The organism is Bradyrhizobium sp. SPXBL-04, assembly GCF_051853035.1.
In the GTDB taxonomy this organism is placed as follows: Bacteria; Pseudomonadota; Alphaproteobacteria; order Rhizobiales; family Xanthobacteraceae; genus Bradyrhizobium; species Bradyrhizobium zhanjiangense.
In genome coordinates, this window is the sequence record NZ_CP182472.1 from 3,076,361 (window position 1) to 3,088,292 (window position 11,932).

Here is an 11,932-nt window from a genome sequence, read left to right on the forward strand (position 1 = left end):
AGATTCGCTTTGGCAACCGCGGTTACGGTCACCAAGACCAACAACGCCGATATCGATGGTCTGCTGTCGGGCTACAAATGGTCGGGCGCGATCTCCTATAGTTTCCCGGATTCGTCCAGCGACTACGCCAATCCGTACACCGGCGGCAGCAGCGAGCCGACCACGTCGGGCTTCGCCTCGGCGCCGACCCAGATGCAGACGGCGATCAACTACGCCATCGGATTGATCAACGGCTACACCAACGCCAACATCCAGTACGCAGGCACGAACGGCGCCGACATCATGATCGCGCAGTCGCCGTCGGCCAACCCGACCTCCTACGCGTACTATCCCGGCAACTATGCCTCCGGCGGCGACGTCTGGTTCGGGACTCAATACAATTACTCGCTGGCCAAGCTCGGCAATTATTACTTCGTGACCGCGCTTCACGAGCTTGGCCACGCCATAGGCCTCAAGCACAGCCAGGAGACCGGTGGGCCGGCCAACGTCGCAGTGCCGACCGCGCACGACGACAGCGAATATACCGTCATGAGCTATCGCAGCTATGTCGGCGCTTCGACCACGAGCGGATACACCAATGAGGCCTACGGATATCCGCAGACCTATATGGCCAACGATATCCTCGCGCTGCAGACGATGTACGGTGCGAACTTCACGACCCAGAGCAGCAACACGGTCTACACCTGGAATCCGACCACGGGGCAGGAGTTCATCAATGGCGTAGGGCAGCCCGCGCCCGGCGGTGGCGTCGGCGGCTCGGCCAATCGAATCTACGAGACGGTCTGGGACGGCGGCGGCGTCGATACTTACGACCTGTCGGCCTACACGACGAACCTGAGCATCAACCTCAACCCCGGCGCGTCGTCGGTATTCTCCTCCATTCAACTGGCCTATCTCGGCGATGGCCATTACGCATCCGGCAACGTCTACAACGCCTATCTCTATAACGGTGACGCGCGTTCCTATATCGACAACGCCATCGGCGGATCCGGCAACGACACCATCCTCGGCAACGCCATCGCCAACACGCTGAACGGCGGCTCGGGCAACGATACGCTCACCGGCGGCGGCGGCAACGACACCATAATCGGCGGTTCGGGCACCGACATCGCGCTGTTTTCGGGCAACCAGTCCAACTACGCCGTTTCGTACAATTCGGCGACGCAGACCTTTACGCTCGTCGATCAGCGCTCCGGTTCGCCCGACGGGACTGATACGGTAACGGGCGTGGAGAGTTTCCAGTTTGCAGATGGCACGGTGACGAGTGCGGCCTTGATCAGTCTGATTGGCCCAATCGTGATCGAAGCAATGGGAACGACGACGCTGACGCAACAAGGCGCCAATTATTTCCTCAATCCGGTCGGTGGGGGGACGGGACCCCAACTCAAGTATGGAGGTTCAGCAGTCGTTGCGGGTCAATTCAGCCCCTGGACGCTGATCGGTGCGGAGCAGACCGCAACGGGTTATGAGATCGCCTTCAAGCAGCCCGGCACTGACTATTTTACCATCTGGAACACGGACAGCTTTGGAAATTACCTGGGCAACCCGACTGGCATCGTGCTTGGCACAAGTTCTGCTCTTGAAAGTCTTGAGGCTAGCTTTCATCAGGATTTGAACGGAGACGGCGTCCTTGGAATTCCGACCACCGTCATCGAAGCGTTTGGTTCAACAAGCTTGGTGCAGATCGGAAGCAACTACTACCTGAATCCAACTGCTGGCGGTTCGGGTCCGGAACTCATGTATCACGGCGCGGCGGTCGTAACAGGTCAGTTTAATCCGTGGAGTTTGATTGGCGCGGAGCAGACGTCCACTGGATATGAGATCGCCTTCAAGCAGCCCGGCACTGACTATTTTACCATCTGGAACACGGACAGCTTTGGAAATTACCTGGGCAACCCGACTGGCATCGTGCTTGGCACGAGTTCTACTCTTGAAAGTCTTGAGGCTAGCTTTCATCAGGATTTGAACGGAGACGGCGTCCTTGGAATTCCGACCACCGTCATCGAAGCGTTTGGTTCAACAAGCTTGGTGCAGATCGGAAGCAACTACTACCTGAATCCAACTGCTGGCGGTTCGGGTCCGGAACTCATGTATCACGGCGCGGCGGTCGTAACAGGTCAGTTTAATCCGTGGAGTTTGATTGGCGCGGAGCAAACGTCCACTGGATATGAGATCGCCTTCAAGCAGCCTGGTACTAGCTATTTCACGATCTGGAACACGGATAGCGCTGGCAATTATCTCGGCAATCCAACGGGCATTGTGCCCGGGACTAGTTCGGCGCTTGAAACTTTCGAGCCGAGCTTTCATCAGGATCTGAATGGGGATGGCGTCATTGGCGTCCCGGCTGGTACGGCGCCCGCGGTTTTTGCATCATCTCACAATTTCAACTTCGATAGCTTGGCGGCCGCTGCAGGGACGGCAGTAGGGGATGGGAAAGGTGGGGCGAATCTGATTGACATCGCACAAGCGTGGAGCGGTGGCGCACGACACGATCCAGTCCCGTTTTCAATCACCCATGCGCAAGTCGAGCACGGTGACCTACCTAGCATCCATGTCGCGGATTTGCACTGGACTGATTTCATCATCCGATAAGCTTCGGACGCATATGACAATCGGGCCAAGCGGGGGCTTCGAACTTCTCACGTGTACGAATACTGACCTTTGTACAAGAACTGTTGCCCAAAAAGCGGTTTTCAGTGTCGGATTCCCGTGGAATGGTTTTTGTGCATGTTGAGAGGTTGTGGGTACCTGCACTGCTTCGCGACGGAGCCCGTCGCTGAAGCGCATCCGGAAACTGCGCAGCGGTTTTCCGAAAGGATCATGGGCGTTGATGAATTTACCTAACCTCATCGAGCTTTAGGGGCCGGCACAACGCGCGTAACCACGCTGCAGCGGCTCGGCGAATACGAAAGCTTGTGGCCGAACGCTACTAGGTTTCTTTCCACGAATCGGTACGAAGCAGCGGACAATAAGAGCGTGGCCAGCATGGCTGCTGCGAGCAGAGCCGCGTCTGAAAAAGACCCCAGCTCTTCCCTTTTCCCCGCTGCGATAAAAGCTAAGCCGATAAACAGGGGATGAAAGAGATAAGTCGTGTATGATATCGAACCAAGTTGCCTTAGCGGTTTGGATCGCAAGGCGCCGGTGATCCTCGCTCCTGGAGTTTGTAGCACTGCTGTCAGCACGAGTGAGTACAAGATTGTCAAATAGGTGTGCCCCCAGAAAAACATTGTCGCCGCCGGACTTCGTTGGAGCGCAACCAGGAATATCGGCACAAGGGCAATGAAGAACACAGTGGCTTTCAAAATCATTAAGCGAAGGGCGCTCAGTTTCTGCCAGACTTTGGCATCGCGACGTATTACGGCGAGAAGACCTCCAGCGCATAGACCGTCCAGACGCAGGCATGTCGCAACGTAAGGTGCATAGGGATTTTGAGGCAATAGCATGAAACAGCTTGCTCTCGCCACGATTGAGCAAAGACCTATGGAGAGCAAGAGTGGAATGATGAAACGAGTAGGGGTCAGATACACGATTATCGGGAAAACGAGATAGAATTGTTCCTCGATTGCGACAGACCATGTGACTGATGATGCGGCCGGTCCCCAGCTATTCAATTTGATGATGTACCAGTTCTGGGTGAACGTCGCATAACTCCACCACGGGATCTGCGTCCCAAAATAGTAGTTATCTGAGACGAGAGCGGAAAGCGCCCAAAAAGCAATTAGTAGCAGCGAGTATGGCGGCAGTATTCGCAACGCGCGCCGCGCGAAGAAGACGATGAAGTAATTATTGCAATTTCGGCGATCTACGAGGATTCCTATTATTAGGAACCCAGAAAGAACGAAAAATAGATCGACCCCCGTGCGACCAAAAATCAGGATCGCGCCCATTGCTTTGGCCGCAGCCCCCAGCGTGGGGGAGATTACCGCCCCAACAAAATGCCACATCAATACTAGCAATACTGCAACGCCTCGAAGTCCATCGATTTCGGAAATTCGAATATCGGAGAGCGGTGCCAATTCTGGGTTGCGCAACGGCGTGTGCGTATCGTCTATTAATGATGCATGCATTTGATGTCGCACGTTGGATCGCTCTGTGCCTTGCTGTTGCTATGCTCGAAGGAAGCGAAAGATCTTATTGAGCCTGCCTGGTCCACCCCAGTCTGCTGCCAAGGCAAGAGACCAAACGTCATTGAAGTAGTCATAGTTCGATCCGGCGAGAATCCAAAGCCTATCTGAATGGCAGAGTGCTGAGTGTGCGAGGCGCTGGCTCCATACTTTCCTTGCGAGGTACGGATACCAAGTCCTTCCATCTTCAGAGTACCAAATATCGTTTGAACCATCTCGTCGAACCAAACCTCCCATCGTCCACAGGCGACCGCGAAACGACGCGCTAGACGCCCAGAGTCGGCCGGGCCATTCTGCTGCCGTTGTCCTCCTTTCCCAGGTAGTCCCGTCGCTGCTACACCACACGTCGTTGAGGAAGGTGGGGTCATTGCCCCAGCGTCCGCCACCCAAGATCCAGAGCTGTCCGTCGTGAGCGAGCGCGTTATGAAAAGCTCGAGGCTGCCAGGGCGCGTCCTGAAGGGCTTGAGTCCAGGTGATCCCGTCCTTGCTGAACCAAACGTCGTTAAGAGCCTGCCGGCCTCCCTCGCTTCTCAGGCTTTGAGCACCACCAAGCAGCCATAGTCGTCCTTCGAATGCAACAAGGGCGCCTCCACCGCGCGCGGGCCACTGTGCCTGTGCTGTAGCACGGGTCCAACCCCTTCCATCCTGGGAGAACCAAATCTCACCCGCTGGAACGAAGGTGTTTCCACTGTGAATGAAGCCGCCCATTCGCCAGAGCCGTCCCGAGAATGAAACAACCATTGACTGGACTGTCGGCGTCCATGGAGCCTGTTCGAGTTCCTTTGTCCAAGTCAGACCGTCCAACGAACTCCAGCAGTCCGTGAGGCCGGTCTTCTGGTCATCAGCAGTGCCGCCAACGAGCCAAATTCGGTCATCGTGAACAACGAACCCTGCGCTGTCCCTGCGGGACCAAGGAGCGCTCGCAGTGGCCTGGGTCCAGGATGGATCCGAAGTTGGTCGGTAGGAGGCTAGCCAAACCGCCAGACTGATTAGGCCGCCGCCAAGCACAGCGCGACGGGTGGGTAGTTGGCCATGCATCATATCATCCTCCCGCCGACGGTACGTGTCGGGCATTGCGACCATCTTTGGTTGAACCATAGTTCCCTTGCTATAGCCGAATGGATGCTGCTAGAACAACAACGCATCATTTTGGCCTTGGGGTGGCCAATCTATCCATCTGAGAAAACTAGGATAAATGCGGCATGATTAGATTTGGCCTGCTTGGCTGTGGGCGCATAGCCAAGCGTCATGCGGATCTGCTAGGCGGGGGGCATATCCAAGGAGCGACTCTTGCAGCCGTTTGCGATGAGTTGCCGGAACGCGCAAATGAAGTTGCGGCTCGGTACCATGTGCCAGCTTGCTACAACGTTGCGGAGCTTCTTGCGCGGGCAGACGTGGATGTTGTTTCCGTTCTAACACCGAGCGGGTTACACGCCTCGCATGCCATAGCAGCGGCCAAGGCGGGAAAGCACGTTGTGGTCGAAAAGCCGATGGCGTTACGTCTCGAAGATGCCGATGCCATGATTCAAGCCTGCGATGTGGCGGGCGTGAAGCTTTTCGTGGTCAAGCAGAATCGTTTCAATGTTCCGGTGGTAAAGGCCCGTGAAGCACTGGAAGCGGGCCGATTTGGGCGCCTTGTTCTCGGCACCGTTCGAGTTCGATGGTGCCGAGATCAGGCCTATTATGATCAGGATGCATGGCGCGGCACGTGGGCCTACGACGGGGGCGTGCTCACGAACCAAGCCAGTCACCACATCGACATGCTCGAATGGTTCTTCGGAGACGTGGTGAGCGTTCATGCTCGGGCAACGACCGCTCTGGTCAAGGTTGAGACCGAAGATACGGCGGTAGCAACGCTGAAGTTCCGGAACGGCGCGTTGGGAGTTATCGAGGCTTCCACCGCGGTGCGACCCCGGGACCTCGAAGGCTCTCTTTCGATACTCGGCGAAAAGGGCGCCGTTGAGATCGCGGGCTTCGCCGTCAACCAGATCAGACATTGGCAGTTCGTCGATGCGCTGCCGAGCGATCAGGTTGTCGTTGAGAAGTTTTCGGTCAATCCGCCCAACGTGTACGGCTTCGGTCATCAGGCCTATTACCAGCACGTCCTCGATTGCCTATTGCACCAAAGCGCCGCGCTGGTCGATGGGTTAGAAGGCCGCAAGAGCCTCGAGCTAATCTCAGCGCTTTACGAGTCGATCGAGACGGGACAGGAAGTCGCGCTTCGCTTTCAGCCGCGGCGGAGCAAGCTCGGAGTGCTTTCGTGAGCGGCAAGCCGCAGGTGCACCAGGCGGGCATCCGCGACGTCAAGTTCGGTCAACGCGTCAAGCTCGTCGAGCCCTGCAACCTTTACAGCTGCGACATCGCCGATGACTGCTTCGTCGGTCCTTTTACGGAGATCCAGTCAGGCGTCGTCGTCGGTGCGCGCACCCGAGTGCAGTCGCATGCCTTCGTCTGCGAGCTGGTCTCGATCGGGGAAGATTGCTTTATCGGCCATGGCGTGATGTTCATCAATGACACGTTTTCGACCGGTGGACCGGCGCGGGGGCGCCGCGAATTGTGGCGCGCAACGAAGATCGGTAACCGAGTCTCGATCGGATCGAATGCGACCATCATGCCGGTCTCAATTGCCGACGACGTCGTGATCGGAGCAGGCTCAGTGGTCACGAAAGACATCGCCAAGCCCGGCATCTATGCCGGAAATCCCGCTCGCCTCCTCAAGAGCAAGAACTAAGGAATAGCATCATGCCGGTGCCTTATGCGGATCTCGGGCTCCAGTACCAGTCGATTAAGGACGAGATCGACGGTGCGATCGCCGCGGTCATTCGCGACAGCGCGTTCATCCGTGGACCATATGTCGATGCCTTCGAACGCGAGTTTGCGGCGGCGGCAAGCGTCAAGCACTGCGTATCCTGTGCTAACGGCACCGACGCGCTCTACCTTGCGATGACCGCGCTCAAGGTAAGGGCGGGCGACGAGGTCATCACTACCGCGCATTCTTGGATATCGACCTCTGCTATGGTCACGCATGCGGGCGCTCAGGTCGTGTTCTGCGACACTGACCGTGAGACCTTTACGATCGATCCCGCCGCAATTGAGGCCGCAATTACTCCGCGCACCGTCGGCATCATCCCCGTGCATCTCTACGGGCAGCCGGCCGACATGGATGCGATCATGGCTATCGCGAAGAGGTACGGATTGTGGGTGATTGAAGACTGCGCCCAGGCGCATTTGGCGCGGTACAAAGGACAGATGGTCGGGACGTTCGGAACGGCCGCGAGCTATTCGTTCTATCCCGGCAAGAATCTTGGTGCGATGGGCGATGCGGGCGCCGTCGTAACCAATGACTCGGTCCTTGCCGAGCGCATAACCATGCTAGCACGTCACGGTGGACTCGTGAAGCATCAGCATAGTGTAGAGGGCATCAACAGCAGGTTGGATGGGCTGCAGGCAGCGATTCTTTCAGTCAAGCTCCGCCATCTCTCGAGGTGGACAAAGGCACGCCAAGCGGCTGCACGAATCTATGACACAGGTCTCAATCAGCTCAAGGATCTTGCAGTCCCATATGTCGCGGCCGGAAGAGAGCACGTCTATCACTTGTACACCGTACAGCATCCTCGTCGCGACGAGTTGGCAGCATACCTGAAGTCATACGGCGTGCAGACGGCTGTAAACTACCCGACCGCGTTGCCCTTCCTCGAAGCCTATCAACGTTTTGGTGCGCGGCCCGATCAGTTTCCGAACGCGCACAGTCATCAGAGCCGCATTCTTTCGCTTCCAATGTTTGCCGAAATCACTTCTGGTCAGCAGGCTGCTGTGATCGATCTGATCCATGCATTTAGCCGGTCATAAAACCTCTGATCGCCTAGGCAGAAGCCTGATCGCGTCTGGAGTTGGGCCGTTCGCGTCTCAGGTCTTTGCCATTGCTCTTATTCCACTGCTATTCAGGCTTTACACGCCGGACGATTTCGGCGTTTGGGCGGCTATCCAGGCGGTGGCAATAACAGGGGGATCGCTACTCTCGTTCCGCTTCGATCTTGGCCTAATGCTTGAGCGGAATGTTGAAGCAGCGAGCCATCTTCTCATGGCAAGCATCAGTGTTGTTTGCCTCATGTCTGTCGTCGTTGGCGTCTTTGCCGGCATATCCGTCAGGGCGCTTGCGCAATTCGGCATCGGACCGATGTTTACGGTCCTAGGTTGGGCATGGCTATCGCTGGTGGGATTGGGTGTTGTGCTCCAAGCCTGGTTGATGCGCGACGGTGCTTTTGCACATCTATCGATTGGCCTCTTGCTCAACGCAACCGTAGCCAATCTCGTCCAGCTCGGCGGTGGTCTGAGCGGCAATGGCGTCTGGCTGGTCATAGGCAGTCTCGCCGGACAGGCCGTAGCTACGCTCTTTTATGCTCAAGGCATTCGGCGGTGCGCGGACCGGCCTATCTGCTCGATTGACCGGAAAGAAATGCTGGCGGCATTACTCCGCAACCGACGCTTCGTGCAGTTTTCATTGCCATTTACAGTGATGTCTTTGGTGCGTGAGCGCGTGCCCGTCTTCATTGTCGGCAGTTTCTGTTCCGCGGCTTTGGTCGGCCTGTATAGCCAATCGTGGAGACTGACGCATCTTCCCTCAGCGCTTACTAGCGCTGCTTTGAGGCCGGTCTTCTTTCACCGGGCAGCTACCTACGGTCTTGCCGCGCAAGTTCAAGCTGTCGATCAAATCGTAAGGGGGCTGCTCATAGCAAGCAGCCCCTGGATTGCCCTTCTCGCATTCGGGGGAGACGACCTCTTTGTTATTGTTCTTGGACGTCAGTGGAATGGAGCCGGTTGGTTCGCTGGTATGCTTTCTGTCCCTGCTGCTTTCTTCATGGCAACCAACTGGATGGATCGGTTGCTCGATGTAATTGGCCGCCAAGACCTCAATCTAAAACTCGAGGCTGTCGCCGGTATTAGTTCCGTCGGAGGTCTTTGCCTCGTACTTGCGGCGGGACGTTCGCTGGCCGAGGCTATCGCGATGCAAGCCACAATGCTGACGTTGAGCTATCTCGCCTTCCTCGCGGTCTGCTATCAGGCGGCGGGCTGGCCGCGATTAGGCTTAGCAGCGGCCATTTCCGCTGCAAGCATACTGGGGGCAATCATCTATCTTACGTTAAGTGTTCTAGGCAGCTTTCTTGACAGGATACAATTGCTTGGGATGGGCGTGACCGCAGCAGGTCTCATGACCGCTACCGTCCTGTGGAAGGCAAGGAGTGCGATATGAACATCACGATTGTCAATTACGGAGTCGGAAATCCGGGTGCTCTTGTCAATATGTTCGAATTCATTGGTTACGAAGCTTGGATAACTGACCAGCCTCAGGCCATTCTTCAGGCGAGCCACCTGGTACTGCCGGGGGTTGGCGCATTCGATGCCGCGATGCAAATGCTGAGGGAATCGCGCCTCATTCACACGCTAGAGAAAGCTGCTTTCGGGCTGAAAGTACCATTCTTGGGAGTATGTCTCGGAATGCAGCTACTTGGCCGCCGAAGTGAGGAGGGAACTTCCTCCGGACTTGGTTGGATTCCAGCTGATGCCGTAAGGATGTGTCCCGATCCCACGCTTAAGCTCAAGGTGCCGTTCATGGGCTGGGCCGATGTCGAAGCTACGCCACGGGCTAAGCTATTCAATAAAGGCGATGAGAACCGATACTACTTCTCTCACAGCTATCGGATGCAATGTGACGACCACGACGATGTGGCTGCTACATATGAGTTCGATGGGCCGGTGGCTTGCGCGGTGCAGCGCGAGAATATTTACGGCGTTCAATTTCATCCCGAAAAAAGCCATCGGTTCGGCATGCGGCTACTAAGGAACTTTGTCGAGAGAACCTCGAAATGAGACCGCGAGTCATTCCTGTTCTGCTGCTTGATAGTAGATGCCGTCTGGTAAAAACCCGCGGCTTTCGAGACGAGGTTTACGTAGGCGATCCATTCAACGTCGTTCGGATCTTTAATGAAAAAGAAGTGGACGAGATCTGCGTACTCGACATCGATGCCACGGTCGACGGTCGCCAGCCTGACGTTGGCTTCATTAGGGAGTTGGCTAGCGAATGCTTCATGCCACTGAGCTATGGTGGTGGAGTCAGGTCAGTGGCGGACGCAACGCCCATATTTGCAGCCGGCGTAGAGAAAGTTGTGCTCGGTCGCGCCGGTAGTGATGATTGCATCATACGGGGTATTGCTGACAGTTTCGGATCTCAAGCCGTGACAGTTTGTATTGACTACAAGCGCGTGAATACGGACCTGCGGGTCGTAACGGATCGCGGCCGCAAGGTTACAGATTCCGATCCTGTCACACGGGCAAGAAGGGCGGAGGCTGCCGGCGCAGGCGAGATCTTACTGCAAAGTTTAGACCGCGATGGTACACGCGCTGGTTATGATCTGGACATGATCTCTGAAGTTGCGCAGGCAATCGAGGTCCCATTGGTAGCACTTGGTGGAGCAGGGAATGTGCGACATTTGGCGGAAGGCCTCGCTGCGGGCGCCAGTGCGGTGGCATCAGGGAGCAGCTTCGTCTTTCTTGGTCGTCTTCGAGCAGTCCTACTAACCTATCCCGCTGGTCAAGAACTGGAGCGCATGCGCACGAGCGTGCGGGGAGAGGCCTAATGCTGCAGACTAGCCGAAAGTATCAAGTCTGTTCGTTCTGCGTGATGGACAACCGAAATCCCGGCGTAACTTTTGATGAGCAGGGCCAGTGTGTTTGTTGCCAAGAGGCTTTGAAGCGCAAACCATATGAATGGTGGCCCACGAATGACGGGCGGAGGAGACTCAAAGAAAAAGTCGAAAGCATCAAGCGAGAAATGGCAGTTAGACCTTATGACGTGATGATCGGCTTAAGTGGAGGTGTGGACAGCGCTTATCTGGCCCATTTTCTAAAGAGTCAATTCGATCTCCGTATTCTAGCGGTTCACGTGGATGGAGGCTGGAACACTGAGGCTGCAGTCCGCAACATCGAACTGCTCGTCCGGAAACTTGATATTGACCTGTACACACATGTCGTTGAGTGGCAGGAGATGAAGGACCTTCAGCTGGCTTATTTGAAGGCTTCGGTAGTCAATCAGGACGCTCCGCAGGATCATGCCTTTTTTTCTACATTGTACCGCCTATCAAAGAGGTTCGGTCAAAGGTACTTCTTTAGTGGTGTTAATTTTAGTGGCGAGAGCGTCCATGTTCCGGGAGCCGGTTACCCCGCAATGGATGCACGTAACCTGCGCGCCATCCATCGCGCGCACGGCGTAGGTTCGCTTCCGACTTTCCCCACGCTCGGGCCGATCCAATATCTTTGGATGTCGCGAATTCGCAAAAGCATCGAAATATTCAAACCACTCAACTATCTTCCTTATGACAAAGAAGATGCAAAGCGCGAGCTAGTTGCAACGTACGGTTTTGTCGACTACGGAGCCAAACACCAAGAAAGTCGATTTACTAAGTTTTATCAGGAGATTTACCTGCCGGCGCGCTACGGCTTCGACAAACGACGGCTACACTGCTCGGCACTCATAGTCGCCGGACAAATGGCGCGCGCTCGAGCTCTTGAGGAACTTGAGCAACCCTTAACAACCCCGGAGCAGGCCGCCCGCGACAAGCGGTTCGTTGCCAAAAAGCTCGGAATATCAGTGGCGGATCTAGATCGCTTTATTGGGCTGCCCCCAGTCGCTCACGAGGATTACGCCAACAGCCAAGCTCTTTACCGAGCAAACGGCCTGTTGCGCAAAATTTTGAAGGTGCGCTCATGATAGTATCAGCCACTTACGTTCTTGCCGCGCTATCAATGTATAG

General features: G+C 56.0%; 9 protein-coding genes. 8 read left to right on the top strand and 1 reads right to left on the bottom strand.

Annotation, left to right across the window (positions count from 1 at the left end):
- Positions 1-9: 9 nt before the first annotated feature.
- Complete coding sequence (locus tag ACNJX8_RS14350; protein WP_439361155.1) at positions 10-2,592, top strand: M10 family metallopeptidase C-terminal domain-containing protein; 2,583 nt, start codon at positions 10-12, stop codon at positions 2,590-2,592.
- A 254-nt stretch (positions 2,593-2,846) separates the two neighbouring features.
- On the opposite strand, the gene ACNJX8_RS14355 is transcribed toward ACNJX8_RS14350, so the two are convergent.
- Positions 2,847-4,067: an acyltransferase family protein gene (locus ACNJX8_RS14355; protein ID WP_439361156.1), complete on the bottom strand. Its 1,221-nt coding sequence runs from the start codon at positions 4,065-4,067 to the stop codon at positions 2,847-2,849.
- 1,259 nt (positions 4,068-5,326) lie between these two features.
- Here ACNJX8_RS14355 and ACNJX8_RS14360 point away from each other — a divergent pair.
- The 7 genes from ACNJX8_RS14360 to ACNJX8_RS14390 are packed head-to-tail and all read left to right on the top strand — an operon-like array spanning position 5,327 to position 11,889.
- A complete protein-coding gene (locus ACNJX8_RS14360; protein ID WP_439361157.1) occupies positions 5,327-6,388 on the top strand; it encodes a Gfo/Idh/MocA family protein in 1,062 nt (353 codons plus the stop codon).
- Positions 6,385-6,855 (top strand): acyltransferase, encoded by a 471-nt coding sequence (locus ACNJX8_RS14365; RefSeq protein ID WP_091891784.1) that lies wholly within the window; start codon positions 6,385-6,387, stop codon positions 6,853-6,855. Before ACNJX8_RS14360 ends, ACNJX8_RS14365 begins: the two co-directional genes overlap by 4 nt.
- 11 nt (positions 6,856-6,866) lie before the next feature.
- Positions 6,867-7,973: a DegT/DnrJ/EryC1/StrS family aminotransferase gene (locus ACNJX8_RS14370; RefSeq protein ID WP_091891787.1), complete on the top strand. Its 1,107-nt coding sequence runs from the start codon at positions 6,867-6,869 to the stop codon at positions 7,971-7,973.
- Positions 7,954-9,375: an oligosaccharide flippase family protein gene (locus ACNJX8_RS14375; RefSeq protein ID WP_439361158.1), complete on the top strand. Its 1,422-nt coding sequence runs from the start codon at positions 7,954-7,956 to the stop codon at positions 9,373-9,375. Before ACNJX8_RS14370 ends, ACNJX8_RS14375 begins: the two co-directional genes overlap by 20 nt.
- Positions 9,372-9,992, top strand: a complete 621-nt coding sequence (gene hisH, locus ACNJX8_RS14380; protein WP_091892010.1) for an imidazole glycerol phosphate synthase subunit HisH — start codon at positions 9,372-9,374, stop codon at positions 9,990-9,992. Before ACNJX8_RS14375 ends, hisH begins: the two co-directional genes overlap by 4 nt.
- A complete protein-coding gene (locus ACNJX8_RS14385) occupies positions 9,989-10,759 on the top strand; it encodes a HisA/HisF-related TIM barrel protein (protein ID WP_439361159.1) in 771 nt (256 codons plus the stop codon). Before hisH ends, ACNJX8_RS14385 begins: the two co-directional genes overlap by 4 nt.
- A complete protein-coding gene (locus tag ACNJX8_RS14390) occupies positions 10,759-11,889 on the top strand; it encodes an N-acetyl sugar amidotransferase (RefSeq protein WP_439361160.1) in 1,131 nt (376 codons plus the stop codon). Before ACNJX8_RS14385 ends, ACNJX8_RS14390 begins: the two co-directional genes overlap by 1 nt.
- Positions 11,890-11,932 lie beyond the last annotated feature (43 nt).